General features: G+C 57.8%; 27 protein-coding genes. 13 read left to right on the top strand and 14 right to left on the bottom strand.

Translation table 11 applies throughout. From position 1 onward, the window contains the following. Window positions 1-117: 117 nt before the first annotated feature. The 6 genes from ACR2TX_RS08340 to ACR2TX_RS08315 all read right to left on the bottom strand — a co-directional run bounded on the left by ACR2TX_RS08340 (window position 118) and on the right by ACR2TX_RS08315 (window position 7,193). Window positions 118-507, bottom strand: coding sequence for a hypothetical protein (locus ACR2TX_RS08340; protein WP_077728604.1), 390 nt, complete (start codon window positions 505-507; stop codon window positions 118-120). 83 nt (window positions 508-590) lie between these two features. Then, on the bottom strand, window positions 591-2,144 hold the full coding sequence (locus ACR2TX_RS08335; RefSeq protein ID WP_434131778.1) for a PAS domain-containing sensor histidine kinase: 1,554 nt from the start codon (window positions 2,142-2,144) through the stop codon (window positions 591-593). A gap of 208 nt (window positions 2,145-2,352) precedes the next feature. Further along, window positions 2,353-2,631, bottom strand: coding sequence for a c-type cytochrome (locus tag ACR2TX_RS08330; RefSeq protein ID WP_166642648.1), 279 nt, complete (start codon window positions 2,629-2,631; stop codon window positions 2,353-2,355). Window positions 2,632-2,902: 271 nt separating this feature from the next. Beyond that, window positions 2,903-5,584: a PAS domain S-box protein gene (locus tag ACR2TX_RS08325; RefSeq protein ID WP_240507079.1), complete on the bottom strand. Its 2,682-nt coding sequence runs from the start codon at window positions 5,582-5,584 to the stop codon at window positions 2,903-2,905. A 392-nt stretch (window positions 5,585-5,976) separates the two neighbouring features. Further along, window positions 5,977-6,348 carry an exosortase system-associated protein, TIGR04073 family gene (locus ACR2TX_RS08320; RefSeq protein WP_077728601.1) on the bottom strand — a complete coding sequence of 124 codons (372 nt, stop codon included), beginning with the start codon at window positions 6,346-6,348 and terminating at the stop codon, window positions 5,977-5,979. Between the two features lie 149 nt (window positions 6,349-6,497). Beyond that, window positions 6,498-7,193 (bottom strand): SDR family oxidoreductase, encoded by a 696-nt coding sequence (locus ACR2TX_RS08315; protein ID WP_434131775.1) that lies wholly within the window; start codon window positions 7,191-7,193, stop codon window positions 6,498-6,500. 134 nt (window positions 7,194-7,327) lie between these two features. Between ACR2TX_RS08315 and ACR2TX_RS08310 the strand changes: the two genes are divergently transcribed. Genes ACR2TX_RS08310 through ACR2TX_RS08295 form a run of 4 tightly spaced genes read left to right on the top strand, consistent with a single transcriptional unit; the run spans window position 7,328 to window position 10,426 of the window. Beyond that, complete coding sequence (locus ACR2TX_RS08310) at window positions 7,328-7,948, top strand: DUF2076 domain-containing protein (protein WP_077728599.1); 621 nt, start codon at window positions 7,328-7,330, stop codon at window positions 7,946-7,948. A gap of 44 nt (window positions 7,949-7,992) precedes the next feature. After that, window positions 7,993-8,346 (top strand): hypothetical protein, encoded by a 354-nt coding sequence (locus ACR2TX_RS08305; RefSeq protein WP_077728598.1) that lies wholly within the window; start codon window positions 7,993-7,995, stop codon window positions 8,344-8,346. Then, window positions 8,343-8,948, top strand: a complete 606-nt coding sequence (locus ACR2TX_RS08300) for a c-type cytochrome (protein ID WP_240502393.1) — start codon at window positions 8,343-8,345, stop codon at window positions 8,946-8,948. Before ACR2TX_RS08305 ends, ACR2TX_RS08300 begins: the two co-directional genes overlap by 4 nt. Further along, window positions 8,948-10,426: a cbb3-type cytochrome c oxidase subunit I gene (locus tag ACR2TX_RS08295; protein ID WP_156881111.1), complete on the top strand. Its 1,479-nt coding sequence runs from the start codon at window positions 8,948-8,950 to the stop codon at window positions 10,424-10,426. Before ACR2TX_RS08300 ends, ACR2TX_RS08295 begins: the two co-directional genes overlap by 1 nt. 130 nt (window positions 10,427-10,556) lie before the next feature. Here the strand turns inward: ACR2TX_RS08295 and ACR2TX_RS08290 are convergent, their stop codons facing one another. Beyond that, window positions 10,557-11,438 carry a hypothetical protein gene (locus ACR2TX_RS08290; RefSeq protein WP_434111101.1) on the bottom strand — a complete coding sequence of 294 codons (882 nt, stop codon included), beginning with the start codon at window positions 11,436-11,438 and terminating at the stop codon, window positions 10,557-10,559. 321 nt (window positions 11,439-11,759) lie between these two features. Between ACR2TX_RS08290 and ACR2TX_RS08285 the strand changes: the two genes are divergently transcribed. Continuing rightward, window positions 11,760-12,020 (top strand): hypothetical protein, encoded by a 261-nt coding sequence (locus tag ACR2TX_RS08285; protein ID WP_434131772.1) that lies wholly within the window; start codon window positions 11,760-11,762, stop codon window positions 12,018-12,020. A 202-nt stretch (window positions 12,021-12,222) separates the two neighbouring features. Here ACR2TX_RS08285 and mltB read toward each other — a convergent pair whose 3' ends face one another. From mltB to ACR2TX_RS08270, 3 genes are all read right to left on the bottom strand, one after another. Further along, window positions 12,223-13,413 (bottom strand): lytic murein transglycosylase B, encoded by a 1,191-nt coding sequence (gene mltB, locus ACR2TX_RS08280; RefSeq protein WP_077728593.1) that lies wholly within the window; start codon window positions 13,411-13,413, stop codon window positions 12,223-12,225. A 561-nt stretch (window positions 13,414-13,974) separates the two neighbouring features. After that, window positions 13,975-14,556, bottom strand: coding sequence for a superoxide dismutase [Fe] (gene sodB, locus ACR2TX_RS08275; RefSeq protein ID WP_077728592.1), 582 nt, complete (start codon window positions 14,554-14,556; stop codon window positions 13,975-13,977). Window positions 14,557-14,827: 271 nt separating this feature from the next. After that, window positions 14,828-15,289: a YybH family protein gene (locus tag ACR2TX_RS08270; RefSeq protein ID WP_086134892.1), complete on the bottom strand. Its 462-nt coding sequence runs from the start codon at window positions 15,287-15,289 to the stop codon at window positions 14,828-14,830. 127 nt (window positions 15,290-15,416) lie between these two features. On the opposite strand from ACR2TX_RS08270, the gene ACR2TX_RS08265 reads away from it, so the two are divergent. The 7 genes from ACR2TX_RS08265 (at window position 15,417) to ACR2TX_RS08235 (ending at window position 20,975) form a co-directional block, all read left to right on the top strand. Continuing rightward, a complete protein-coding gene (locus tag ACR2TX_RS08265) occupies window positions 15,417-16,340 on the top strand; it encodes a LysR family transcriptional regulator (RefSeq protein WP_077728590.1) in 924 nt (307 codons plus the stop codon). Window positions 16,341-16,406: 66 nt separating this feature from the next. Then, window positions 16,407-16,880, top strand: a complete 474-nt coding sequence (locus tag ACR2TX_RS08260; RefSeq protein WP_077728589.1) for a CYTH domain-containing protein — start codon at window positions 16,407-16,409, stop codon at window positions 16,878-16,880. An 80-nt stretch (window positions 16,881-16,960) separates the two neighbouring features. Further along, window positions 16,961-17,518 (top strand): SRPBCC family protein, encoded by a 558-nt coding sequence (locus ACR2TX_RS08255; protein WP_434131771.1) that lies wholly within the window; start codon window positions 16,961-16,963, stop codon window positions 17,516-17,518. Window positions 17,519-17,881: 363 nt separating this feature from the next. After that, window positions 17,882-18,061 (top strand): hypothetical protein, encoded by a 180-nt coding sequence (locus tag ACR2TX_RS08250; RefSeq protein WP_077728587.1) that lies wholly within the window; start codon window positions 17,882-17,884, stop codon window positions 18,059-18,061. A 43-nt stretch (window positions 18,062-18,104) separates the two neighbouring features. Continuing rightward, window positions 18,105-18,488 (top strand): hypothetical protein, encoded by a 384-nt coding sequence (locus ACR2TX_RS08245; RefSeq protein ID WP_240502392.1) that lies wholly within the window; start codon window positions 18,105-18,107, stop codon window positions 18,486-18,488. 477 nt (window positions 18,489-18,965) lie between these two features. Then, window positions 18,966-20,360 carry a sodium:solute symporter family protein gene (locus ACR2TX_RS08240; RefSeq protein ID WP_205780657.1) on the top strand — a complete coding sequence of 465 codons (1,395 nt, stop codon included), beginning with the start codon at window positions 18,966-18,968 and terminating at the stop codon, window positions 20,358-20,360. Window positions 20,361-20,369: 9 nt separating this feature from the next. Beyond that, on the top strand, window positions 20,370-20,975 hold the full coding sequence (locus tag ACR2TX_RS08235; RefSeq protein WP_077728585.1) for a CPBP family intramembrane glutamic endopeptidase: 606 nt from the start codon (window positions 20,370-20,372) through the stop codon (window positions 20,973-20,975). 91 nt (window positions 20,976-21,066) lie between these two features. On the opposite strand, the gene ACR2TX_RS08230 is transcribed toward ACR2TX_RS08235, so the two are convergent. The 3 genes from ACR2TX_RS08230 to ACR2TX_RS08220 are packed head-to-tail and all read right to left on the bottom strand — an operon-like array spanning window position 21,067 to window position 24,841. Further along, window positions 21,067-22,197 (bottom strand): XdhC family protein, encoded by a 1,131-nt coding sequence (locus ACR2TX_RS08230; RefSeq protein ID WP_434131770.1) that lies wholly within the window; start codon window positions 22,195-22,197, stop codon window positions 21,067-21,069. Window positions 22,198-22,208: 11 nt separating this feature from the next. Continuing rightward, the gene (locus ACR2TX_RS08225) at window positions 22,209-24,377 is read right to left on the bottom strand and encodes a molybdopterin cofactor-binding domain-containing protein (protein ID WP_434131769.1); all 2,169 of its coding nucleotides are present in this window, start codon (window positions 24,375-24,377) and stop codon (window positions 22,209-22,211) included. 2 nt (window positions 24,378-24,379) lie between these two features. After that, complete coding sequence (locus tag ACR2TX_RS08220) at window positions 24,380-24,841, bottom strand: (2Fe-2S)-binding protein (RefSeq protein WP_347257982.1); 462 nt, start codon at window positions 24,839-24,841, stop codon at window positions 24,380-24,382. 86 nt (window positions 24,842-24,927) lie between these two features. Between ACR2TX_RS08220 and ACR2TX_RS08215 the strand changes: the two genes are divergently transcribed. Further along, complete coding sequence (locus tag ACR2TX_RS08215) at window positions 24,928-25,548, top strand: nucleotidyltransferase family protein (protein WP_077728581.1); 621 nt, start codon at window positions 24,928-24,930, stop codon at window positions 25,546-25,548. A 69-nt stretch (window positions 25,549-25,617) separates the two neighbouring features. Here the strand turns inward: ACR2TX_RS08215 and greB are convergent, their stop codons facing one another. Beyond that, on the bottom strand, window positions 25,618-26,124 hold the full coding sequence (greB, locus tag ACR2TX_RS08210; protein WP_077728580.1) for a transcription elongation factor GreB: 507 nt from the start codon (window positions 26,122-26,124) through the stop codon (window positions 25,618-25,620). Window positions 26,125-26,157: the final 33 nt, after the last annotated feature.

The raw sequence follows: 26,157 nt of genomic DNA, 5'->3' as shown, positions 1-26,157 counted from the left end.
ACCTCCCTTGCGAGTTGCAACATGGCCAGCACCCACATAGCTCTCTGACACAAGAATTCCGACAGCCGATAAATTTACGACCGCCGCCCGAATGTGAAGTTTTTGCCCGGAGAAAAACTAATCGGCCCGGTCGGCCTGGGTAATCACCATGATCGGCCAATAGGTGTCGGTCGGATAACAATGCCAGAGCTGGGATTCTTCCACGAATTTGGCGAAGAGATTTCTTTCCGCATAAAGCGCCCCGTCGGCGACCCAAAAGCGAACAAACGGCCCGAACGATTCCGACGGATCGCCGGCAATATCCTCGAAATGGATCGATGCGCTATCCAGACAATCGTAGCGCGTGAAGTGCCGCTCCTGAACTTCCCAGAAATGGTTCCGGTATCTCGCCACGACGGATTTTTCCGGTCCTTGCCGGATGAAATTACCACCGACCCGGAATAAAGGCGCTGGGCCAAGCGTTATGGCGTATCCCGGGTCACTGCTTTCGAATACGAGTCGAATCATGCTCCTGCTCCCGAATGGACTTTACTTATAGGCATCCGAGGCTGGACAAAGTTGTCGCCGTACTTGCCGGCCCGCCGTGACAGTCAACCCGAAAGGCTTTCGGATTTGTTCACGGCTTCCCTAAACAGCGAATCGGTCTCGAGAGCCGGCGCTAAAGCCGGTAGATATACGATAAATTCGCTTCCCCTGCCGGGACCTTCGCTTTTGGCTTCGACCCAGCCGCCATGCAATTCGACGATTTTCTGCACGATGGTCAGGCCCAGCCCCAAGCCTCCTTGCGCGCGGTCCAAGGTGCGTTCGGCTTGCGTGAAAAGCTTGAAGAGCTTGGGCAACAAGTTTTTCGGAATACCTTCGCCGGTGTCGCGCACCGAAATAATCGCTTCGCCGTTTTTCCGAGCGGCCGTCACCCAGATCGTCCCGCCATCCGGCGTATACTTCGCGGCGTTGTTGAGCAGATTGCCCACGACTTGCGCCAGGCGTATGGCATCCCCGTCCAGCCGCAGAGGGGCCTCGGGCAGCGTGAGCTTGAGTTCGTGATGGCGGGCCTCGATCAGCGGGCGGGCGGTTTCGAGCGCCAGCTCGATCACTTTATCCACTTCGACCGTGGTCTTATGCAAGGTGATTTTGCCCTGGACGATGCGGGAAACATCGAGAAGATCGTCCACCAAGTGCGCCAGTTGGTTGACTTGCCGGTCGATGACGTCGCTCGCCCAAGCTAGCTTGGGATGGGGCAGACCGACCTTCTTCATCACCTTTACGGCGTTTCGAATCGGCGCCAAGGGATTCCGGAGCTCGTGCCCCAACATGGCCAGAAATTCGTCCTTGCGGCGGTCCGACTCGCGCAGCGCTTCTTCCGCTTGCTTGCGCTCCGTGATATCCAGGAACGCCCCGATACATTGGCGGACCGTCCCATCGGCATCCCGCGAAAAAACCGCATCGCGCGACAAGCACCATATCCAACGGCCGTCCGCGGTTTTGAAGCGGTATTCGATTTCCGAAACGTCACCATCCGCGATGCGCGTAAGATTCTCCAGATGGGCGACGACTCGCGCCTGGTCGTCCGGGTGAAACAAGGCGAAAAACGCCGGCCCGGGCAGGGCCTTGAGATCATCGAGCGTATAGCCGGTGAGCCTCGTATACTGGGCGTTGATGAAGGTATCGGTACCGGTCTTTATGTCGTAGATGTAAAGACCGTTCAGGGAAGACATCAGCACCTTGCGGGCAAAGGTTTCGCCATCCTTCAGCTTTTGCTCGGTCTCCCAATGGTCGACGATTTCTCTCTTCAGCTCCTTCTCGCGATCGATCACCGCTTCGCGCGCCCGGGCCTCCGATTTTTTCAAGCGATCGAGCACCAGGCTGAGCAGCATTCCGACGCTGAACAGCAGGAGCAAACGCAGTCTTTCGGCGGTTTCAGCGATATCCAGCGAATAACTGGGCTCGACCAAGAAGTACATGCCGACAAAAGTACTCAGGGCAGTGGCAAGAAGCCCCGGACCGAGCCCCCCGCGCCAAGCCGCCGGCAGTACCGCAACCAAAAACAGCAGCAGCGGCGGAGATCCGGCGAAAACCGGATTGAAAAACGCCAGAATGAGCGATACGGCCAAGGTGCCGAGTACCGCTATGACGTAGCTGTTCAACAAAAACCGTTTGATTTGAGTGCGCTCCCTGTTGAAAGCACTCCTTGCCGGTAAGTAGAGTTACCTAAATTGACGAACCTCGATAAGACCCCAAAGTTAAAGTAGAAGTTTCATCACTCGGGCCGATTTGCCCCCTTCTGACCGAAGTAATTGCACCGTTCCCGAAAATCCCGGCGGCGAGGTCGGCATTGCGCCACCCATTCGGCAGCTAATCGCCGCTCGCAATCTGCCTGATCATGTAATGGACCGCATCTCGAACGGCGTCGTCGCTTAAATCGGAATGGGCGCCTTTTTCCGGCATGCCCAAAAAACCTTTGGTCGCATGATCCGTCAGCAGCGACGGCAATTCCAGGGTCCGCGATTCCCAGGCTTCGGAATCGTCCAGCATGGGGGCCCCGTCTCGGCCGGAATCATGGCACTCGGCACAGAAGGCGCTATACACATACTTGCCGCGGGCGTAATCCGAGGGGCGGGATGCCGTCTGCATAGACGTTTTCGTCTCGGATTCCGCGCAGCTTGCCAAGATCAGGGCGAAAAAGACGACAGTAATCGGGCGTTTTAATACCATGCGCATAAGAAATCAACCAAGGTAAGGCTAAGTTAAGAAAGCTCTGAACAAATCCGCGCGCCGAGCATAACGCGCCTGTCGGGGAACGGCTCCGCCTGATCGCGACCTACGAGAGCCACATCGCTACAACGAAAAGGCCAGCATCCCTTGGAGCCGGGCGAACCGGACGCACCAAGCGAAGTTTGCCCGCTCAGCGAACCTGTAAATTCACCATGGTGATGTCGTCCGCGAACTCGTTCTCCCCGCTGAAGGTCCGCAGCTCGCTCATCAGTTTTCGAATGGTCGCTTCCGGCGATTCCGAGCGGTCGGCGGCGAAGATGTTGCACAATCGCGAAATGCCGAAGAATTCTCCCTGTTCGTTCTGCGCCTCGATCACGCCGTCGGTGTAGAGCAGCAATCGGTCGCCCGCCTCCAGAATGAGGCTTTTTTCCTCGAAAAACACGTCCCGCTTGACGCCGAGGATCAGTCCTTCCGCGTCCAGTTCGCTAACGGTCCAATCCCGCTGCCTCCGCAACAAGGCGCGGTTGTGTCCGGCGTTGGCATAGCGCAGCAGGCGTTCTCCGAGATCGTATTTCAGATAGAACATCGTGATGAAAAGCTCGGCCGCACTCAAATCCTCGTAAAGGAGATGGTTGAGTGCCCGCAACACCTCGGCGGCGCTCTGCGGAGCCGGATTGTCCGGCGTCCTTCGGGTCTCGGCTTTCAAGGTGCTGCGCATTTCGGTCATGATGAGAGCGGCACCGACGCTATGGCCCGATACGTCGGCCACGACGATATCGGCATTTCCATCGTAATGGAAGTAATCGAAATAATCGCCGCCGACGTGGCTCGCCGGGACGCAGACCCCGGCGATCTCGGCCATCGGAAGCCGCAGCGGTCTTTTCGGCAGCAGCGAGAGCTGAATGTGCTTGGCGATTTCGAGTTCGTGCCGTTCCTCTTCCGCCCGCCGGCGCTCGGTCACATCGGTCTGAATGCCGATGTAGTGGGTGACGACACCCTGTCCATCCCGCACCGGCGACAGCAGCAGCTCATTCCAGAAGGGAGTTCCGTTCTTCCGGTAATTTCGCAACACGACCTCGCAACTGGTTCCTTGCCTCAATGCTTGGCGAATCGTCTCTTTAGCGGCTTCTTCGGTTTCCGGACCCTGCAATATCTTGAGGTTTCGTCCCAGCAACTCCTCGCGCGAATAGCCGGTAATCCGGCTCAACGCCGGGTTGACGTAAATATTCGGGTAATGCGGCTGCCGGGCGTCGGCGATCACGATACCGACACTCGCCGCTTCGATGGCTCGCTCGCGCAAGCGCAGGGTATCCTCGGCTCGCTTGCGCGCCGTAATATCCAGATCCATGCCGCGCCATTTGACGACCTGTCCCTCGTCGTCGAATATCGGGGCGCCGGTGGATTCGGTGAAAACCTCGTGTCCGTCCCGGTGGCGGTAATGATTGATGAGCCTGTAAAAACCCTCGTGAACGCGCTCGGTCGGCGGCAAGGTCTCGGCCCAGTGTTGCCGATCCTCGGGAGTCAGGAGATCCAGGTAGCGCTTGCCGATGATTTCTTCGGGCTTCAAGCCGAGGATGGTATAGACCGAGCCGCTGCTGTAAACGTAACGGCCTTCCGGGTCCTGCTCCCACAACCACTCGCCGACCATCTCCGCGACTTGCCGAAAGCGCTCTTCGCTCTCCTGCAACGCTTCCTTGGCGCGCTTCTGCTCGGTGATGTCCCGCTGGGTCGCGAGATAACGGGTGACCTTGCCGGAAGCATCGCGGATCGGGGTGATCGTTTCGAGCGCCCAATACAGTTCGCCCGATTTTTTCCGGTCTTGAATCTCTCCCTGCCACTCTTTGCCGGCCCGAATCGTTTCCCACAGCCGCCGGTAAACCCCCTGCGGCGTCTGGCCCGACTGCAACAGCCGCGGGTTCAGACCGATGACTTCGTCGGCGCTGTATCCGGTCAGGCGGCAAAAGGCCCGGTTCACAAAGGTGATGCGACCTTCGAGATCGGCAATCATGATCGCGTTCGGGCTTTGCTCCACCGCACCGGACAGAATCGACAGGTATTCCTCGTTCTTTTTTCGCCGAGTCAAATCGTGGGTGATGCCGACGAATAAGCGGCGATTCCCTTGCCGAAGCTCGCCGATGGAGAGATACATCGGGAAAACGCTGCCGTCCTTGCGCTGACCGGCGACTTCGCGGCCGGTACCGATAATCTTCTTGATGCCGGTCTTGCGGTAATTGGCGAGATAGCCGTCGTGCTCTTCGTGATAAGGCGACGGCATGAGCCGGTTGACGTTCTCCCCGATCAGTTCCTCCCGTTTGTATCCGAACAATCGCTCGGCGGCCGGGTTGAGCAATTGAATAATCCCGACATCGTTAATGACGATGACGCCGTCGCTGATGGTGTCGAGTATCGCCCTGAGATTGGACTCCGTATCGAATACGCCGTCGCGCTTCTCGCACGGACCGATGCAGGTCAGGTGAAGAAGGTTCATACGGACGCCGTCTTCCTTTAGAGGCGTGAGTCTATACCGGGCACCAAATACCGTTCCGTCCTTGCGGCGGAACCGAGTCTCATTGGTATTGAAGAAACGTTCCTGCGCAACCGTCGTAGGCTTGCGATCCCAGCGGAGCGGCGTTGATTCCGCCGGCACCTCCAGTTCCGAAAACACGGATCGTCCCCGAAGCTCTTCTTCGGAATAGCCGAACAACTCCTCCGCTGCCCGATTCATGAAAACGACGTTGCCTGCCTCGTCGAGCATGCACACCGCGTCGTCGAAGCCGTCCAGCAAGGTTCGGGTAAACCGGTCTATCGACTTGAATCCGGACATCCCATCCGGAAACATCGATGCTGGATTGCTCTTTTTTTCCTTTGGCATATACCAACCTATTCAGACAAAACCATCTGTCCGTCCTGGATCTGAAATATAGCTAGCGATCAAATGACGCCAATCAGTGAATTCCCGCGTTCCATGTTGTCGGCGGCGATTTCGATGATTCGGAAAACCGCTCGAATTCCAGGCTGATAAGATAATTAGACCGGTCAACGCGGCTGATTGTGCTTTACCTACTTGGACCTATTATGACCGGTATGATTTCGAATCGAGAATTATCAATGACGGGATCGACTCCGCCTTAAATCGGCCGGAGACAACGCTGGGGACGGACATGAGGGCTGGGGTGAGTCGGCGCTCCATGCCGGGAGAACCTCGGTCACCCCTTCTTGCTTCGAGAAAGGCGGACCTTGACCAACGGTCCGCCGCGCTCCGACTTAATCTTTCAACTGAAAGACGGGACCATACTGCGTTTCGACGCCGAAGTCTTGCCACACGAAGGTAGGTTTCGTGATCGGTTGCGTAGGCAAGGGAAAGGTAATGACATCGACGAGGCCGGACGCGATACGGCCTAGAGTGTGCAACCCGCCTTTCAGAAACCCGCCGGAGAGCCCAAAAATGACGTTGGTTTCGTTCGTGGTATTGATCATGTTCTTGGGGAACTCGACCCATCCCATGGCCAGATTGCTCAGCCCCGAACCCAATTTCATGCCCACGTCATGACCGTAATTGTCCGAAGCCATCGACGCGGACGACATGACCAGCGCCGCCGTCGCCGAAAGGAAAATGGTTCTTATTGATCTCGACATGAGTGGCCCCTTGCTGGCAAACAGTGATTTTCGTGACCATAGCAACGAGAAAGTTCTTTCACCTCGAAGCTTCGCTTCGATCTTCCCGTGTTCCATGAAGCGTAGGCAAAGGTCCGTGTTTTTTCAAATGACACGCTTGCCGTCTTTCTTCACCAGGGAAGTTCGCGTCCGCGAAAATCCAGGAACCGCCCCGAGTCGCGGAGAGCGAAACCTTCGATCGTCCGCCGCATGCCTGCGACGCTTTCGGCCGGCGACGTCGGCGCGTTTGAACCGCCCATGTCGGTCTTCACCCAGCCGGGATGCAAAATCATCACACCTACCCCGCGGGGCTTGAGATCGATCGCAAGGCTCTTCATGGCGGCATTCAGCGCGGCCTTACTGGTGCGGTACATGATTGCGCCGCCGCTCGAGTTATCGGCCATGCTGCCCATGAGGCTGGTTATGGCGACCACCAACTTGCGCTCACTGCGCGAAACATGGGGAAGAAACGCCTCGGTCATCTTGACCGGCGCCTCCGCATTGATCTTCAGAACCCGCGCCCAAAGCTCGTAATCGAGCGCCCCAAGGACATTCCGGCCGGAGTCGCCGTAGATTCCGGCGTTATTGATCAACACGTCGATCGTTTCGGACGCCTGGGCGTGCGCCAGCGCATCGACCTGGTCGAAATTTCCGAGGTCCAACTGATGAATGGAAACCGACGGATGATGGATGGCCAAACCCTGCAAATCCGACGCTTGCTCGGGACGGCGGCAACACGCCAGAACTTTCCAGCCCGCATCAGCGTATTGCCTGCAAAATTCGAGACCGATGCCACGATTGGAACCGGTTACCAGTACAGTAGCCATGCTGATTTCTCCTTTAGAACCATTTCATTGATTGCCCTGGCGCACGACAGCGGCGCCGTCCGTCAGACCTTGTAAAATGTTTGACAAATCCTTAACTTCAGCATCATTCAACATATTCCGACGCGGAGACCCTGATGCACACCGAAGAACGACGTCTGCTGACCAATTTCCTCGACCAGCTCAAGCAAATTAAAGTATCCAGCAAAGATCCGGAAGCCGACACTCTCATCAATCAGGCCACGGCACAACAACCCGATGCCGTTTATCTGCTCGTACAGAAAGCGCTGTTGCAGGAAAGAGCGCTGAATGCCGCCAAGGCCCAAATCGAGCAACTGCAAAATCAGATCAATCAATTGCAGGTTAAAAGCTCCCAAGCGAGCGGTTTTCTGGGTGCGGACCCTTGGGGCACATCCCCCAACCGGCCAGCGTCCATGCCGCCTGCCGGTGGACCGCCGGCATCGCCCCATGCTACGAATATGGCCGGACAAAGCTCCGCCATGAGTTTCTTAGGTACGGCGGCAGCGACTGCGGCCGGAATCGCGGGCGGCGCGTTTCTGTTCCACGGCATCGAAAACCTTTTGCACCACGGTTCCGGCGGCGGATTCCTCGATTCGGCATCGACTTCTCCTGAAAACGTCGAAAACATCACCATCAACGAGTACTACAACGCTGACGAACCGGCTTCCGATTCCGGCTTCGACGACTCCGGCGATGGATTCGACGAATATGACGACGATGAATCGTTGGACGTGTAGCGCTCCCGGTTGAACGCACACAAGCGGACATCCTTGCACCGCCGATGATCGAACCGGTCGCGCTCGACGATTTCTTCGTTAACGTCTTCTCGGCCGCTACGATCATCCTCGCTGGCGCCTCTTATGCCGCGCTTTTAGCCTGGGGCAAGCTGACGCGCCGTCCCGGATTCTTGATTTTGGCCTATGTCAGCTACGGCGTTCTGGCCGTCTCGGTTTGGCTGTTGGCGGAAACATCCCATTTCGAAGGCTTTTGGCGCATCATCGCCGGCCTCATGCTGATCGGCTACTTCGCCGCGCCTCAGGCGATCTGGCGGCTATGCACGGTCACTCATGCCGGCGAACACTCCGAACACGATCGTCCGATCATCAACCAACAACAAGAGGGGGAACAATCGTGAACACCACGCCTCTATGGGCATCCGAAACGTTTTGGAAGAAAACCGCCATCTGGGTGACGGCGGTTTCGTTTCTGCTGCTGATCGTCCTGACCTTCGACTCGATGGCCAAGGTGTCGGCCGGCAGCACCGCGCGCGTACCCGCCTACAGCGTCATCAACAAGAAGATCGATTACCGTCTCAACGCCAAGCTGAACCGCTACGTACCGGTTGTCGAAAGCGATGCGCCTCTGTTCGGCAAGACCTTGAGCGACGAAGAGGCGGAAAAGCTCGTGACCCTCGGCAAGAAGACCTTTCAGGCGAAGAACTGCATCAACTGCCATACGATTCTGGGGAACGGCGCCTACTACGCGCCCGACCTGACCAAGTCCTGGCTGGATCCGAATTGGGTGGACGAAACCAACCGCGAGACGCTGATGCTGGCTTTCCTCCAGGACCCGGCCGGCAACGCCAGGTCGTACGGCACCGGGCGCAGGATGCCCGACCTCGGCATCACCGAAGACGAGGCCAGGGGACTGATCGCTTTTCTCAAATGGACCGCGGCCATCGACACCAACGGCTTTCCTCATAACTTCAAGACCCTATACGCACAGGAGAACCAATAATGAGCGTCGGAGTCCTTGACAGTCGAAATCTCAATGGCGGACAAAAGCTCGCGGTGAAATATTTTATTGTCGCGATGGTTCTTTTCGTGGCGCAAATCCTGTTCGGCCTGCTCGCCGCCGTTCAGTTCCTCGCTCCCGGCTTTCTGTTCGAAACCCTGGATTTCAGCGTGAACCGCATGCTCCACATCAACGCGATGATCGTGTGGATGCTGTACGGGTTCATCGGGGCCGTCTACTGGTTTCTCGAAGAAGAGAGCGGAGTCGAGATCGTCGGGCTCAAGCTCGGGGAGATCGCCTTCTGGGTGCTGACGGCCGCGGTCGGCGTCGTCGTGCTGGTGTATCTGTTCCTGCAAATCGGCGCGGGCGACGATACCACCCGGTGGCTGATCAACGAAGGGCGCGAATACATCGAGGCACCTCGGTGGGCGGATATCGGCATCGTCGCCGGCATGCTGGTGTTCTTCTACAACGTCGCGGGCACCTTTTCCAAGGGCCGCTGGTCCGGCGTCTCCGGCGTGCTCACACTCGATCTGGTCGCCCTGGTCGGTCTCTATCTGGCGGGGATGTTCTACACCACCAACGTGACCGTGGATCACTATTGGTGGTGGTGGGTGGTCCATCTCTGGGTGGAAGCGACCTGGGAGGTGCTGGTCGGCTGCATCATGGCCTGGAGCCTGATGAAGCTCCTGGGCGCCCGGCGCAAGATCGTCCAGACCTGGCTGTACATCGAGGTGGCGCTGATGTTCGGTTCGGGCATCCTGGGGCTGGGCCATCACTATTTCTGGATCGGCACCCCCGAGTACTGGTTCCCCATCGGCGGCTTCTTCTCCGCCCTGGAGCCGATTCCGCTGGTCGCCATGGTGGTGCACTCCATCTATGACGCCGGCGTCCACAAGTTCAAGAGCACCAATCATCCCGCGCTGGGCTGGGTGATCGCGCACACTTTCGGCAATTTTTTCGGCGCCGGCGTCTGGGGCTTCATGCACACCCTGCCGCAAATCAATCTCTACACCCACGGCACTCAATGGACGGCTTCCCACGGCCATTTGTCGTTCTTCGGGGCTTACGCCACGATCAATATCGCCTTCTTCTATCTCGCGGTACAACAGTGGCGCGGCAATGTGTGGATGGGCGCCAATCTCGCCGACAACGGCTGGAAGTGGAAATGGTCGATGGTCCTCTTGAATCTCGGCGTGGTCGGCATGACCGTGGCCCTGCTCATCGCCGGCTACGAGCAATCGTTCATCGAACGTGCTATCGAAGGCTCGACCTGGAGCGGTTATTTCGCCGCCCAGACCCACCCCTGGTTCACGCAGGCCATGTTTTGGCGGCTGATTTTCGGAATCGTCACCGCCGTCGGCCTGGTTCTGCTGATCTGGGATCTGGCGACCATCGGCGCTCGCGAAACCCGGCCCGCGCTGGTCATCGAACGGCCCGAAGAGCCGGGAATCAAGGCGGCTGTTGTGGAAACGGCGTAATTCCCGAGGGCATTCAAATGAACGTTCGCTGTAGGGCGGGTTAGCCCTTCGACGAAGCTCAGGACAGGCTCCGCGTAACCCGCCGGTGTGGGGTTCTTCGGCGGGTTACGGCCTTCCGGCCTAACCCGCCCTACGAGGCCCGCGAGACCGCCCGCTCGATCAAAGCCGCATCGGCCTCGCCGAACCCGCCGTCGATGAGACGCAGCATCGCTTTCTCGGCGGCCGGCGAAAACGCCCAGCAACGGCTCAGGGTTTGCAGCAGTTCGGCTAACTCGTCCCCGGCTGCGGACGACAGCGTTTCATGCGGCGCCTTCCCTTCCCGGCGCAAGATGCACTCGATCAGAATCGCGCCCAGGAAGCGCAGGCTGTGAATCACGTGGGTATTCATGTCGCTGATCAGGTAATCGAACTTCTCCGCAAAAACCTTATCGCCCAGATAGGGACTGAATAAACCCTGCCGAACCGTCTCCCGAAGCAACCCGAAAAATTTCCTCTGTCCGTCGTGGACATTGGGGTCGTGGAAGAACTTGAAGGCATGTTCGAGGTCGTGCACGAAAAAAGCGAAACCGTTCGGCTTCTTGAGAACCGGCCGCAAGAGCCGCGGATAATCGGCCACGACCGTGACCGGCCGCCGGCCCGTCGCCTGCATCTCAAGGACTTCTCCGGGCGGCGGAATCCGCTCGGTCAGCAGTAGGGGCCATTCGCCGCGCAACCACGCCGAGAGCGCCACCGAAGCATTCGGGATAAGACCGAAAAAGTGATAACGCTCGATCCGATCGACCAGCACCCGCTCCAATTCGCTTCCGGCCGATCGGTCGAAATCCGCCAGCCAGCTTGATGCGTCCGGCCTCGGATCGCTCTTGACCTTGCGCGACGCGAAACGCGGTCCGTGCATCCCGATCTGCCAGATAAAGAAATACAGCGCCGCATAGGCGGCATCGCTCAAGCCCCCGGAACGCCAACGTGCGGTCAGTTCGGGAATTCGGACCAATCGGTCGGAGAAATTCTGCACTCGCGGTCTCGTGATATGCCAATTTGACCTTATTGTCGGCCAGACGCCTTTTTCGACAAAGGATTGTCAACCCACGCTTCTTGGATCAGCTCAGGGGAGAGCCGTGGCGAGGCGAAAAACATATCGAAATGTCCGTGCTGAGTTTTCTGCCAAAAAGAGTAAGAAACATGGAAAAACGAAAACAACTAAAACTAAGACATATCATGCCCTGGTGCCTGGTAGCCCTGTTCGGCCGGGCCGAAGCGGCAAGGAGGAAAAGCCGCCTCCTCGCCCGCGATATCGCTTGCCGCCGCGACATCGAAGAAAGTCGCGCTGCGACTCGTGGGGCTGCACTCCACCAACGGCACCTTCGCCATCAAGGACAGCGCCGGAAACCTCAAGTCTTTCACGATCTATGTCCAGGGCGGCCGCGCCCTGCCGACCCCGAAAACCGTCACCAGCGTAGACATCTCTCCCGGTCAGCGCTTCGACGTGTTGACGACACTCCCCACCACCAGCGGAACCTGGTATCCGCAAGTCACTTACAAACGGCTGCGGGACAATTCTCCCTATGCCACCGTCTACGGGAAGATAACGTTTTAACAAATCTTCCTTCTCCGATTTATTCCAAATCGCTTTCAATAAGGAGCTCATTTTTGTAGGGTGGGTTAGGCCGTGAGGCCGTAACCCACCGAGCGACCTCGAATCGGTGGGTTACGCTGTGCTAACCCACCCTACGATTAAAGTTCTGGGGGAAACCGAGAGCCAATCGTCCGGGTCGTTGAGCCGAGAAACGCGCTATCCGTTACTGCAATAAAGCCACACTCTCGAAATAACGGCGCTTGATCGCCTGGGCGAGCTGATGCACGGCCATGGCGTAGTGGGTGCTGTGGTTGTAGCGGGTGATCACGTAGAAGTTTTGGTGACCAAGCCAGTATTCGTCGCCGGAGTCGGCGCTGAGGCGGAGCAAGCGCACCGTGGAATCGCGGCCTAAGGCGGCGACGGGTTGAATGCCGTAGCTCGTCAAAGCGGCCAGGGAATAGCGGGTATCGAACCCCGATTCGAGATTTCTGGCCATGGCGCTGCCCCGGGCGGCGGTCACCACCGGTTCGCCCGGCCGCCAGCCGTGGGCTGCGAAATAATTGGCGATGCTGCCGATTGCATCTACCGGATTCCACAAATCGCGGTGACCATCACCGTCGAAATCCACCGCCCATTGCAGAAAACTGCTGGGCATGAATTGGCCCAGACCCATCGCGCCGGCATAAGAGCCTACCGGATAGAACGGATCGACCCGTTCGTCCCGTGCCATCAACAGGAACTTTTCCAGTTCGGTCTTGAAATAGTCTCCCCGGCGCGGGTAATCGAACGATAACGTGGTCAGCGCATCGATCACCCGATGGTTGCCCACATTGGCGCCGTAAATCGTCTCCACTCCCATGATCCCGAGAATGTACTCGGGCGGCACGCCGTACAGCGCGCCGGCACGCTCCAACGCCGAAGCATGACGGCGCCAGAAGGCGGCCCCGCTGGAGATGTGCTTCTCGGTAAGAAACTTGGAGCGGTAGCGCGACCAGGCTCCGGGGCGCGGCTGTCCAACCGCATCGGCCTGTTTACCCAGGTAATCGAGCGTCCACTGTTTACGCTTGGCTTGCGAAAACACGCCGCTCAGATACTCGCGGGAAAATCCGTGCCGGCTGACCATGTATTCGATGAACTGTTGAAGCGCCGGGTAGCCGGCGTAATCCCCGGTGATCCGGAATGCCCGGTAATGACTGCCTCCGGATGAACTGCGGATCGAAGGGTAGGATGATTCGGGCCTACGCCGCGCAGCCGCGGAGGCTTGTGCGGACGAGTTCCGGGATAGCCGGGTCGGAGGAGAGACATTGGCCTTACCGATTTTTTTCGGCGACTTCGCGGGCGGCCGGCTAGCACAGCCGGCTACCAGAAGTGCCGCCAATAGCAATAGGACCAAGGGTTTCAGCTTTACGGTCATGGGCGTTTCGGAACGGGGAGGAGCACGGGTTGGAGGCTACATATCACACGTAGGATTACCTATTTGTCAACGGCCATGCACAAACAGTCTCTCGGCTTATTCTTGGCCGTGCTCCTCCCCGGCCGCCGAAGCGCAGCTTTCGCCGCTCGGAAACAAGGAAGCTCTGATTAAGTTTTTCGATGGGCTCAGGACAGGCTTGTCGAATGCTCTCGTGAGCCTGTCGAAGGGACATGAACGGAATTCACTTATTCAGAGCTTCCTTAACTGTAGACGTTTGCGCTCTTCCCTCCGGGTGGATTGCACTGGCCACTGCGCTCCCTGATTAGGCGACAAAAAAGCCGTTAATCGAAAACGATTAACGGCCTCGTAAAATGATTTGGATCGACGAACCGCCGATCCGTTATTTATTATTAACCCGGCCTATAAATATAGGCCGGGTTAATCCGGGGCAGGGATGCCCCGGCGCGGCGACAAGCCGCGTGAGCCCAGGCCGGGCGTGTACCGGGCCTGGGCGGCGGCCCGAAAGACCAGGAGGGTATTTACGGGCCTGATTAATAATACCTAAACGCCGAAATTCTTCTCGACGAAATCCCAGTTGACCAGGTTCCAGAATGACTCGACGTATTTCGGACGGGCGTTGCGATAGTCGATGTAGTAGGCATGCTCCCAAACGTCGCAGGTGAGCAGCGGCGTTTGATTGCTCGTCATTGGGTTGCCGGCGTTGCTGGTGCTGACGATCGCGAGACTGCCGTCTGCGTTCTTCACCAGCCAAGCCCAGCCCGAACCGAATGTGCCGATGGCGCACTTGGTGAATTCTTCTTTGAACTTTTCGAACGAGCCGAACGATTGATTGATCGCGCCGGCCAATGCTCCGGCGGGTTCTCCGCCGCCGTTAGGTTTCAGGCAATTCCAATAGAACGTGTGATTCCAGACTTGAGCGGCGTTGTTGAAAATACCGCCCGAGGATTTCTTGATGATGTCTTCCAGGGACAGATTCTCGAATTCGGTCCCGCCGATCAGGTTATTGAGGTTGGTGACATACGTCTGATGATGTTTACCGTAATGGTATTCGAGAGTTTCTGCAGAGATATGCGGCTCCAACGCATTCTTGGCATAAGGTAACGGGGGAAGTTCATGAGTCATCAGATTCTCCTTTTGTCTATTGATAAAATCAGCACACCCAATCGTGTCGACGGGTGAAATTCCAACTTAAATAGTAGGGAATATAGTCTAACATCCGAAAGGCAACGCAAAAAGCATGTGAAGCATCGATCGACATGTCCGTCCTCTTTTCCTTTGACAAAAAAAAGAGCTTCCCATGAAGCTCTTTTTCGGAATACCTGATTCTCAGGTCGATTTCGGACCATCGCTGTTTTTACCTCTCAACAGGTGGATTGGCCATTCTCTTTAGACTTTAAATCTTGTGGTTACCGGTCCATTGCTGGACTTGCGCCTTCCAGCTTCCGTCCGCTTGACGTTTCAATACACTGTAAAGTACCCCGTCGTAGCGATACTTCATCACTTGCGACGGACCTTGCAGCGTCTTGATGTCGGACAACTTCGTCGTTGCGACGATGGTATCGTCCTTCTCGCCGCGCACATCGACGACATCCATCGCATAAACGCCTTTCTGAATCAGTGTTTGCCAAAACGCGCGGATTTCGCCGACACTTTTCGATACTGAACCGTTAGGCTGTACCAGCATTGCATTATCGGCATACAAAGACAGAATCTCGTCGACTTTGCCTTTGGCGAAAGCGGCATTCCACTTTGCAATACTGGACTCCGCAATTTGTCTAACATCTTCGGCTGCCTGGGACGCTCCCGTTCCCGAGGCGGCGAATAATGCGACTATCAGTCCTAAGCTACGTCTCATGTGACCACCTCCTGAGGCTAAAACTTTTTGCCCACGACTGTAGACTATAGAGCAACAAAGTTGGTTTACAATATCTAATAACCTTTACGAATTGTTTCCATAATTAAAATTATCAACTCGGATCACCATGGATAAATTGACTAGCATGTTGGTATTCACCAAGGTCGCGAAAGCCGGGAGTTTCGCTTCGGCTGCCAAAGAACTCGGACTGTCCCGAGCCATGGCGACCAAGCACGTGATGCAATTGGAAAACGGCCTCGGAATCAGGCTGTTGAACCGCACGACCCGAAACCTCAGCCTCACCGAGGTTGGAATGGTTTATCTGGAACGCTGCCTGCAGATTCTCGACGAAATGGAAGAAATGGAAATCGCCGTCACCCGGTTGCAAACGGAACCCCGCGGAACTCTCAAGGTGAATGCGACGCCGTTCTTCGGCGCGTACCATTTGGCACCGGCGATAGCCGCCTACATGGAGGCGTTTCCGGAGGTGAACGTCGAGCTGGTGCTGCAGGCGGGCTATATCGATTTGATCGAGGAAGGATTCGACCTTGCGATTCATCTCGACGAAATGCGCGATTCCAGTCTGATCGCCCGCAAGCTGGGCAGCTCTCAGCGTATCGTTTGCGGCTCGCCCCAGTACTTCAATAAGCACGGAATACCCAAGACGCCGGACGATCTCCGTAAGCACAACTGCTTGACCAACTCCAGCTTGCCGCCGCGCGACCAATGGCAGTTCAGCATACCCGGCGGCGAAACCACCGTGGTCAAGGTCACCGGCAACATGGAAGCAAATGTCGCAGATGCCTTGCGCATGGCCGCGATCAACGGTCTGGGCTTGGTGTTGCTGCCGACTTATATGGTCGGCCAGGACATCCGCAAAGGCAGACTGAACCCGGTGCTCACCGATTACGTACCGGCGCCCTTGGAGATTCATGCGGTTTACCCGCATCGCAAGCACTTGTCGGCCAAAGTTAGAACCTTCGTCGATTTCTTGAGCGAACGGTTTCATCCGAAACCCTACTGGGAAGACTGGGCGGATGCACAGGAATAAGCGCTGCATTCGGATCGCGGCTCTCGACCGAGACCGCATCACCTTCTTCCACGGCAGATATCGACGATGGCGCTTGAAATCGAACGTAAATTTTTGGTCCTAAACGACAGTTGGCGCAATTCGGTCAGGGATTCCGCCTATTTTCGTCAGGGGTATCTCAATAACGAAATCCATTGCTCGGTCCGGGTGAGGGTTTGCGGCGACCGGGCCTGGCTCAACATCAAGAGCGTTACCATAGGTACCCAGCGGCAGGAGTTCGAATACGAAATTCCGGCAAACGACGCTCACACCATGTTGAGCACCTTGAGCCGCAGGCCCCTAATCGAAAAAACCCGGTACTTCGTCGACGTGGGGCCCCATACATGGGAAATCGACGTTTTCGAGGGCGACAACACCGGCCTCGTGGTCGCGGAAATCGAACTGGGAAATCCGGACGAAACGTTCGAGAAACCCGGCTGGTTGGGTGAAGAAGTGACTTACGATCCGCGTTATTACAACACGAGTTTGTCGACGAACCCCTATAATAGCTGGCAAGATTAAGTCCAGCGGAGGAGCGTTCCTCCGTCGTTCTTCCGGACTCTCAACGGAAATTTGGCTTCCTGGCCGCCGGGGTCGGCAATATGACGACTTTTTTCTTCATCGTGCTGCTATTCGCCGTCTTGATCTTGGCGGCGACGTTCGTCGGGAGAAAATTGCCGAAAACCCATGTGGCCGCCAGCCGGATCCGCCTTAACGCCCCGCCGAATAAGGTTTGGGACATCATCAATGATTTCGAATCTTACGCGACGTGGCGGCCGGGATTGCACCGTACCGAGCGCGGTCCCGATATCGACGGGCTGCCCAGCTGGTACGAAATCTGTTCCCAGCATAGCCGAGTACATTTTCGAGTAGTCGAACGTAAACTGCCTTCACGCCTCGTCACCAAAATCGTCGGCGACGACCTTCCCTTGAGCGGTACTTGGATTTACGAACTCGAAGAAGACGGCGACGGTACCGTTTTGACCATCACCGAGCAGGAAAACATCCATAATCCGCTACTTCGATTCTTCGACCGTTTTGTAATCTGTTATTACGGCGTCATGGATGTCTATCTGATTGCCCTGGCGATTAAGCTAGGCGACTCGGCCAGACCGCAACACCTCAGCCTCAAAATCGACGATTCGAGCATGACCGCCTGATCCGTCGGCATAAAGACGCGCCACGTGATTCGGAGACGGCTGTCGTGAGCGGATATCGATCACGCCGGCGACCTCATCGCTCGCCCAAAATAATCGAAGCGCCCTAGTTGACAGGACTTACAAGCCGGGCATAAAGTATTGACCCGATACCAAAAGCAGCGGCCGGGCGTTCCCGCATGCCCTGCTGCAGCCTGAAAAGTATCGATAGGGCCCCGTTTTCCGGGTTCCAAAACGGGCTTCTTCGTATTCTAAACGCAGAAACCGCAATGACCTTATACCTTTTATCGGCATCTGCGGCAACTCTGGCTCCTAACAACCCCTGGCCATTGAAGGCCAGCTTATAACCGGATTAGGGTGAAAAAAATGAATGTCGAGAACCAAGCAGTAAAGAAAGATTATTTCTGGATTTATGTCGCTCTCGCAACGATCGCGCTGGTCGGCGTCATCGCGATGGTGAAGTTGAGTGAAAACGACAAATACGACCCGATTCGCCAGCAACTGTCCGAAGAGGCGGCCCAAATGAATATCCGAGTTTTGAACTAATCGTCGCCTCGTATTACGAGACCACCATCAAGAGGTCACCTTCATGAGAACAAGAGCGTTAAGTTCCAAATTACTTTGCGTGTTGGCCGCCGTCTTCTTTTCCTGCGGCACGGCGTTTGCGGCCGAATATATAGAGCGAACCCTCATGGGAAATACGATACCGGCGCAAAAATGTGCCGCAAAGGACGAAGCCTCGCAAAAAGCTACCGATAAGTACACCATCGACAAATTCACAAGACGGTTCTGCGAAACGCAAGGCTACGGATGGTATGTTTCCGAAGCTAAAGACCAAGGGAAGCTGGTTTGCGAGGAATGCAGCGGCGATGCCTCCGGAGCAGGTAAATACAGATGCCACGTGGAGGATATCGTCGTAGCCTGTAAGCGCCTCAAACCGGGCTCGGTAGGGCTGTTTCCCGGAGAAGGTTAAAAAAGGTTAAAACCGATCGCCCCCGCTGAACTCGGCAGTCAGGCGAAAGCTGCCATCGGTTCAGCGGTTTCCGGCGATATGCCGCAATAATATCGCCAATATCGCCTGACGTTTGCCTTTACCCCCTCGTCGACGGCGATGACAAACACCTAGAATACTCGGGCAAAGGCTTCAAGCCGAGTTCCCAAGCCCATGCCCAAGCCCCTGGTCTGCCAGACAAAGCAAACTCTCCTTCTAACAAAAGCGAGACGAGAATGGCGCCAGGCGCGATCAACCGACCTGTTCGACGAACGTCCGACAACGGTTCGGCGCGTATCAGCCTAGAATTGACCGCTTTCCAGGGCGGATATTCTTCCATCACATCAACCCTTTACGCGTATTCGACGCATCACAGCGCAAGTTTTAATCTGTGGTGCCATTTTCCGTTAGAATTACGCGCCCATCGCTTCACCAATTTGCCTTAGTGTGCTGCCGCCCATGAATATCGTGCTGCTCGGCATCGTCGCCTACATCCTGGTCCAGCTGCTGATCGGCATGCTGGTGTCCAGACATATATCCAGCGAGGACGATTATCTTTTAGCCGGCCGTAGGCTTGGGCTTAAGCTAGGCACTTTCACGGTTTTCGCCACCTGGTTCGGGGCGGAAACCTGCATCGGGGCCGCCGGATCGATCTACCAGTCAGGACTTTCCGGCGGGTCTGCCGATCCTTTCGGCTATGCCGCTTGTCTCCTTCTGATGGGACTCTTTTTCGCGGTGCCCCTTTGGCGCAGAAAACTCACGACTTTGGCGGATTTGTTCCGAATCCGTTATTCCCCCAAAGTCGAGCGGCTGGCGGTGCTTATGCTCGCCCCGACGTCCATCATGTGGGCCGCGGCACAGATTCGTGCGTTCGGACAAGTCATTTCGGCCTCTTCCGATTTCGAGGTCGAAATCGCCATCACGATAGCGGCGACGGTGGTCATTATTTATACGGTTTACGGCGGTTTGTTCGCCGATGTCATCACCGACCTGATCCAGGGCATCGCGCTCATCGTCGGCCTTGCCGTTCTTTTTTACGCCGTAACCAAGGCCAACGGCGGCTTAGCAGAAAGTTTCGGTGCGATCGAGCCATCTCGACTCAGGCTGTTCGGCGGCGGCGAGAAACCACTGCTGGAAGTGATTGAAACTTGGGCGATACCGATCACCGGCTCATTGTTCGCTCAGGAGCTGTGCGCACGCATCCTGGCGAGCCGCTCCCATCATGTCGCCCGAGCGAGCTGTCTGGCGGGAGGCGGACTGTATCTGCTGGCCGGATCGATTCCGGTCTTTATCGGACTGCTCGGCGTTCACCTGCTGCCGGAACTCGAAAATCCGGAGCAGATCCTGCCGAGACTCGCGCAAGAGCACCTCTCCACTTTTGCCTACGTGCTGTTCGCCGGAGCCCTGATTTCCGCGATTCTCTCGACCGTGGACAGCGCCCTCCTCGCCGCCTCGGCTCTGGTTTCCCACAACCTCGTGATCCCTTTGGCGGGAAACGTATCCGAATCCGGCAAGGTCCGCATTGCCCGCACCGGCGTGTTGATCTTCGGTATCGTGGCCTATGTGTTGGCGCTCTACGCCGAAGGCGTGTATGCGCTTGTGGAAGAGGCGTCAGCCTTCGGCGGCGCACCGATTTTCGTCGTCATCCTGCTCGGCTTGTTCACTCGCATCGGCCAAGCCAAAAGCGCTGCCGCAGCGCTGGTCGTCGGCATGACCGTGTGGCTGATCGGCAGTTATGCGCTGGAGCTGGCGACCCCTTATCTGGCATCTCTGGCGGCCAGCTTAATAGCCTATCTTTCCGTGGCCGTTTGGGAAAATCGTACCTTGAATACGGCTGCTGAAGCCTCCACATGATGTGAAACCATGTTAGACCAACAACCCCCCACTCGATATAACCAATTCCTGAAGATCGCCACCTGGTTCGAAGGCGGCCTGATTCTCCTTGCCTACGTGATAGGCTGGGCGGTTTCGATCAATCCGTTGGCGCATATCGGATTCAGCCCGATGGCCTTGGTTTGGGGCATCGTGGGCACATTGCCCCTCTATTTGCTGTTTGCCCTGTCCTATAACCTGCCTTGGAGCGGCATGCGTGCGGTAAAGAACTTCTTGGTAGAAAAACTAGGGCCTTTTCTGAGCCGCTATCGCTGGCAAGAATTGCTGTACCTGGGCTTTTTGGCCGGCATTTCCGAAGAAATCCTGTTTCGCGGCCTGCTTCAGCCCTGGTTCGAACAAAACTGGGGATGGATAGGCGGCATCGCCTTCAGCAACTTGGTATTTGCCCTGGTGCATTGGGTCACGCCTCTTTATGCACTGCTTGCCGGACTTACCGGCGTTTATCTCGGGATCGCGCTCGATTTCGGCGGCGAACGCAATCTGGTCATCCCCATTCTCATCCATGCCATCTACGACTTCCTGGCTTTCATCGCCGTGGCGCAGACCTACCGTCGGGAAAAAAGCCGGTCGTTCTGATCCGCTGGTTACTCGGGCCCATGTGTCGGCAAAGAATTGCCGACCTGCGTCTGGCCGGGAATTCCCGCGCCGGCATCTCGCGGAAAGCGCACTAGGCCCGGCTATCGTGTATCGGCGCTTCGCGGTACTTGAGGGGTGCCCCCGAACGGTCGGACGAGACGGCCAGGATTTCGGCGATGATGGACAAGGCTACCTGTTCCGGCGTTTCCGCGCCGATGTCCAGGCCGACGGGACCGTGGAGGCGACCTAGTCGAGCTTCATCTAAGCTCAAACCGTCTTGGGCCAATTCTTCGAGCATCTTTTGAGTGCGCTTACGTGGACCGAGCATGCCGATATAAGACACTGGCGAATGCAACAAATGGGCGAGAATGGCCCGGTCGTGATGATAATTGTGATTCATTACCACCGCCGCGCCGGCTCCTTCGAGCGAAATCTCGTTCGCCACGGCGTCGGCCCGGCACAAACGCACCTCGTCCGCCATCGGAAAGCGCTCCCGTGCGGCATACGCGGGGCGGCCATCGACTACCGTGACATCCCAGCCCAGCCGTTTGGCCAGATCCGCCAAGGGAATCGCGTCATGGCCGGCACCGAAGATGATCAAAGCCAACGGCGGCCGGATCGCCTCGACGAAAATCTCGAGCTCGCCCGAACCGCTGCCGTAAGTTTTTAGTTCCGATCGGCCGCTGCTCAACACCATCCGTGCATCGTCGACGATTCGCTCGGCATACGGGCTTTGTCCAAGTTCTCCGCCGATGGCGTTATCCGCGCCGATCCATAGACGCTCACCCGATCGGTGACGAAGATCGCCTCCGCAGCCGACGACCACGGCCACCGCTAGCGGTCGGCGTGATCCGAGACTATTTTCGACGGCCTGAAGATAGGCAGGAATCTCCCCTTGCAACAGCGGTTCGACCAGGATGCGGATTACGCCGTTGCAGCCCAGCGCCAGTCCAAACACCAAATCCGCATCGGAGGTATGGTCGTAAGTGACGACTGCCGGCCGACCGTCCGCGGCAATGTCTTCGGAGCGGGCGCAGATATCGGCTTCCAGGCAGCCGCCGCTGACACCGCCGACCGTCGAGCCGTCTTCCAGAATCAGCAGGCGCGCGCCGGCACGCCGATAAGTCGAGCCTTTGGCCTCGATTACGGTCGCCAATGCTCGCGGCTTTCCGCCGTCCTTAAGTGCGGCCAGAATGTCCTGCAATTCCTTGCTTTGCGACATGGGGATTTCCCTTAAGCGGTTTTGAGATCGTGCTTGGACAAAGGCAGCGAGCGGACGCGTTTGCCCGTCGCGGCGAACAGCGCGTTGGCAACGGCCGGAGCCAGCGGCGGCACCCCGGGTTCGCCCACGCCGGACGGCGGCTCCCGGCTAGGTACGATGTGCACCTCGACCGCCGGCATCTCGTCGATCCGCAAGATCGGATAGTCGGTGAAATTGCTCTGCTCCACTTCGCCCTTGTTCAGAGTGATTTCCCCGTAGAGCGCCGCGGAAAGCGCCCAGACGATGCCGCTTTCCATTTGCGCCGCGATGGTGTCCGGGTTGACCACTTGGCCGCAATCGATGACACAGACGACCCGATGCACTCTGGGTTGTCCGTCCTCCACCGAAACCTCGGCGACTTGCGCCACATAGCTGCCGAACGAGGAATGCACGGCGATGCCGCGCCCGCGGCCTTTAGGGAGGGCCGAGCCCCAGCCGGCTTTCTTCGCCGCCAGTTCGAGGACGCCCCGATGCCGGGGATGCTTCGTCAGCAGTTCGTAGCGGAACCGGTACGGGTCCTTGCGGACGGCATGCGCAACTTCGTCGATGAAGCTCTCGACCACGAATGCGGTATGCGAATGACCCACCGAACGCCACCACAGCACCGGAATGTCGAGCTTGGGACTGTGCAGATCGACGCGGATGTTCGGAATCGCATAGGGCAGATCGGCCGCTCCTTCGACGGATGACACATCGACTCCGTCCCGCACCATTGCACCTTCGAACGGCGTCCCGATGGCGATGGATTGGCCGACGATGGTATGGGTCCAGGCGACCAGCCTGCCTTTCGCATCGAGGCCTGCGGTCAGCCGGTCGTGGAAGGCCGGGCGATAGTAGCCGCCCTTGATGTCGTCCTCGCGGGTCCAAACCACCTTGACCGGTTTCTTCACCGCCTTCGCGACGTGTACGGCCTCGCTGACGAAATCGGACTGCGGGTTTCCCCGCCGACCGAAACCGCCCCCGAGGAAAGTGGTGTGAAGCTCGACCTGTTCCGGCTTGAGCCCTGCGATGGTAGCCGCCCGGTTGCGGTCGGCTGTCTGGAACTGGGTGCCGGTCCAAATCTCGCAGCGGTCCTCGCGAAGATCCACCGTGCAGTTCAAGGGCTCCATGGGAGCGTGGGCCAGATAAGGCACTTCGTACTCGGCGCTGAACGGTTTGGCGATTTTGGCGAGAATGCCGGTTGCATCGCCTCTTTCCTTGGCCGGAAGCCCCGACATCCTGGCCAATCGGGCGAAATCCTCGCGAAGCTTCGCGGAAGAGAGATCGGCATTCGCCCCGCGATCCCACACGATCTCCAGAGCATCGCGTCCCTTCTTGGCCGACCAGAAATCCTTAGCCACCACGGCGATACCGGACGGAACCTGAACCACGTCCACCACGCCGGCAACGGCTTTGGACTTGGCGGCATCGAAGCTCTTCACTTTGGCGCCGAACACCGGCGGCCGCGCGATCAGGGCGGTCAACAGCCCCGGCAACTGCACGTCCATCCCGAATTGGGCCGTGCCGTTGGTCTTGGCCGGCGTATCGAGACGGCGGGTCGGCTTGCCGATCAGCTTGAACTGCTTGGGATCTTTAAGTTTAACTTGGGCCGGCATCGGCAGCTCGGCGGCCTTGGCGCTCAATGCACCGTAGGACAGGCGCCGCCGGGTCGGCGTATGGATGACATAGCCGTTCTCGGCACGACAGGAATCCGGCTTGACCTTCCAGGTATCGGCGGCGGCCTGAATCAAAAGCGTCCGCCCGGCCGCACCCACCTTGCGGAGCTGCTCCCAGGAGGTCGCGACGCTCGTGCTGCCGCCCGTAGCCTGTATGTTCCAGACGGTATGGTTGTAAACCGGCGCAACCGGAGCGGCTTCGACCCTGACCTTGCTCCAGTCGGCCTCCAGCTCGTCGGCCACCAGCATCGCGAGCGAAGTGTAAACGCCCTGCCCCATTTCGGACTTGTTGATCAGGATCGTGACCGTTTCGTCCTCGCCGATGCGGATAAAGGCATTGGGCGGATAAGTTTTGGCCGGATCTTCCGCCGCCATGGCGAACTTCATGGTGCGCGGCAGATAAAAGGCAATGACCAGGCTGCCTCCGAGCGCTGCGGACGATTTGAGGAATTGCCGGCGTCCCGGATTGGCGGGTTCGATGCTCATGACTAAGCTCCTTTTGCCATATCCGCGGCCCGGCGTATCGCCTTGCGGATGCGTTGATAGGTTCCGCAGCGGCACAAGATGCCGGACATTGCGCTATCGATATCGGCATCGCCGGGATTGGAATTTTTCGCGAGCAGCGCCGCGGCCGCCATGATCTGGCCCGACTGGCAGTAGCCGCATTGCGGCACATCCACTTCGATCCAGGCCTTTTGTACCGGATGATCGCCCTGTGCGGACAAGCCTTCGATGGTCGTCACCTGTTTGCCGCCCACGCTGGACACCGGAGTGATGCAGGCGCGGGCCTGTTCGCCGTCGACATGTACGGTACACGCGCCGCACACGGCCACACCGCAGCCGTACTTGGTGCCGGTGAGACCGAGATGATCCCGCAGAACCCAGAGCAAGGGGGTGTCTCCGGAAACGTCCACTTGATAACTTTTGCCGTTGACGTTCAGCGCGATCATGTATTCCCTCCTCTGGCTATAATGGAAACCGCACTGGACATGCGGTTTAAGATGTCTATTCGGCAAAATGCCCGAGGCGCCCAACGATGTCAACCAACCCGAACCAGCCGGAAATCGGCCTGGTGCTGCTTGCCGCAGGAGGCTCCCGGCGTCTCGGCAAGCCCAAACAGCTGCTGCACCATCGCGGAGAAAGCCTCCTGCGCCGGGCGGCGAAGTCGGCCCTGGCCTCACGATGCTCGAAAATCGCAGTCATTCTTGGCGCCGACGCCGAGGCATGCGCCCACGAACTCGAAGAGCTTCAGCTGCTGACCGTTATCAATCCGGAATGGGAAGAAGGCATCGGCAGCTCGATCCGGATGGGAGTGACGGCGCTCAACAGCGCGGCGCCGGAGCTGGACGCGGTGCTTCTGGCTTTGTGCGATCAGGCTTTGATCGATTACCGCCATTTGAACGGCCTGGTCGAGGCTTTCTGCACATCCCGCCCGACTGTGGTCGCCTCCCGGTACGGCGATGCCTTCGGCGCACCGGCGGTGTTTCACCGTTCGCTTTTCGGCGATTTGGCTGGTCTTGCGGGCGATGAAGGCGCAAAGAAAATCATCGTGCGGCATCTTCGATCCACCCTATTCGTCGACTTGCCGGAAGCCGGCATCGATGTCGATACGGTCGAGGATTACGCACGCCTGACAGGTTCGCCGAGAAGCGGCTGAACGTTGCGCGCGCCTTGAACAGCGGACGGCGGCGAGTTGGAACGCCGGCGCAATCGGGCCCGAACGACTTCAGGACCTCTCCGGCTTGTAACCGATGTCCACGATCACGCATCGCAGCGGTCCCGTGGGCGCATTGACGATCACTTCGTCGTCGATGGCTTTCTTGAGCAAGGCTCTAGCCATGGGCGAATCGACGCTGATCCAGCCTTTCTGCGGATCGAATTCGTCGGGACCCACGATACGATACGTGGATTCCTCGCCATCGGCGTTCTCGAGTGTGACCCAGGCACCGAAAAAGACGCGCTCCCGGTCCGAGGGCAATTGGGCGACGACTTTAAGCTCCGGCAGCCGTTTCTGCAGGTAGCGGATGCGCCGGTCGATCTCTCTTAGTTCTTTTTTCCGGTAGATGTATTCGGCATTCTCCGACCGGTCACCTTCGGCGGCAGCGGCCGAAAGATGCTTGGTCACATCGGCGCGGCGCTCCCAAAGCCCCTTGAGTTCGGCCCGAAGCTTCTCCGCGCCTTCCGCGGTGATGTAAGGTGAGGATTTGGAGGATGGAGGCCGCCAGCGCGCCATGTCGATATACAGTGACTCTTTTTGTTTTGGCGG

The sequence above is a fragment of the Methylocaldum sp. GT1BB genome (assembly GCF_051027545.1).
Taxonomy (GTDB): domain Bacteria; phylum Pseudomonadota; class Gammaproteobacteria; order Methylococcales; family Methylococcaceae; genus Methylocaldum.
The sequence above is the reverse complement of the archived record's forward strand: the minus strand, read 5'-3'. Positions and strand labels throughout refer to the sequence as shown.

Bases quoted from the DNA above. Each gene is read 5' to 3' on its own strand.
- ACR2TX_RS08235 (WP_077728585.1), top strand. From the start codon at position 20,370: ATGTTAGACCAACAACCCCCCACTCGATATAACCAATTCCTGAAGATC.
- ACR2TX_RS08340 (WP_077728604.1), bottom strand. From the start codon at position 507: ATGATTCGACTCGTATTCGAAAGCAGTGACCCGGGATACGCCATAACG.
- ACR2TX_RS08270 (WP_086134892.1), bottom strand. From the start codon at position 15,289: ATGAGACGTAGCTTAGGACTGATAGTCGCATTATTCGCCGCCTCGGGA.
- ACR2TX_RS08295 (WP_156881111.1), top strand. From the start codon at position 8,948: ATGAGCGTCGGAGTCCTTGACAGTCGAAATCTCAATGGCGGACAAAAG.
- ACR2TX_RS08230 (WP_434131770.1), bottom strand. From the start codon at position 22,197: ATGTCGCAAAGCAAGGAATTGCAGGACATTCTGGCCGCACTTAAGGAC.
- greB (WP_077728580.1), bottom strand. From the start codon at position 26,124: ATGGCGCGCTGGCGGCCTCCATCCTCCAAATCCTCACCTTACATCACC.
- ACR2TX_RS08325 (WP_240507079.1), bottom strand. From the start codon at position 5,584: ATGCCAAAGGAAAAAAAGAGCAATCCAGCATCGATGTTTCCGGATGGG.
- ACR2TX_RS08225 (WP_434131769.1), bottom strand. From the start codon at position 24,377: ATGAGCATCGAACCCGCCAATCCGGGACGCCGGCAATTCCTCAAATCG.
- ACR2TX_RS08310 (WP_077728599.1), top strand. From the start codon at position 7,328: ATGCACACCGAAGAACGACGTCTGCTGACCAATTTCCTCGACCAGCTC.
- ACR2TX_RS08330 (WP_166642648.1), bottom strand. From the start codon at position 2,631: ATGCAGACGGCATCCCGCCCCTCGGATTACGCCCGCGGCAAGTATGTG.
- ACR2TX_RS08315 (WP_434131775.1), bottom strand. From the start codon at position 7,193: ATGGCTACTGTACTGGTAACCGGTTCCAATCGTGGCATCGGTCTCGAA.
- ACR2TX_RS08255 (WP_434131771.1), top strand. From the start codon at position 16,961: ATGACGACTTTTTTCTTCATCGTGCTGCTATTCGCCGTCTTGATCTTG.
- ACR2TX_RS08265 (WP_077728590.1), top strand. From the start codon at position 15,417: ATGGATAAATTGACTAGCATGTTGGTATTCACCAAGGTCGCGAAAGCC.
- ACR2TX_RS08215 (WP_077728581.1), top strand. From the start codon at position 24,928: ATGTCAACCAACCCGAACCAGCCGGAAATCGGCCTGGTGCTGCTTGCC.
- ACR2TX_RS08260 (WP_077728589.1), top strand. From the start codon at position 16,407: ATGGCGCTTGAAATCGAACGTAAATTTTTGGTCCTAAACGACAGTTGG.
- ACR2TX_RS08305 (WP_077728598.1), top strand. From the start codon at position 7,993: ATGATCGAACCGGTCGCGCTCGACGATTTCTTCGTTAACGTCTTCTCG.
- mltB (WP_077728593.1), bottom strand. From the start codon at position 13,413: ATGACCGTAAAGCTGAAACCCTTGGTCCTATTGCTATTGGCGGCACTT.
- ACR2TX_RS08320 (WP_077728601.1), bottom strand. From the start codon at position 6,348: ATGTCGAGATCAATAAGAACCATTTTCCTTTCGGCGACGGCGGCGCTG.
- ACR2TX_RS08250 (WP_077728587.1), top strand. From the start codon at position 17,882: ATGAATGTCGAGAACCAAGCAGTAAAGAAAGATTATTTCTGGATTTAT.
- ACR2TX_RS08245 (WP_240502392.1), top strand. From the start codon at position 18,105: ATGAGAACAAGAGCGTTAAGTTCCAAATTACTTTGCGTGTTGGCCGCC.
- sodB (WP_077728592.1), bottom strand. From the start codon at position 14,556: ATGACTCATGAACTTCCCCCGTTACCTTATGCCAAGAATGCGTTGGAG.
- ACR2TX_RS08220 (WP_347257982.1), bottom strand. From the start codon at position 24,841: ATGATCGCGCTGAACGTCAACGGCAAAAGTTATCAAGTGGACGTTTCC.
- ACR2TX_RS08240 (WP_205780657.1), top strand. From the start codon at position 18,966: ATGAATATCGTGCTGCTCGGCATCGTCGCCTACATCCTGGTCCAGCTG.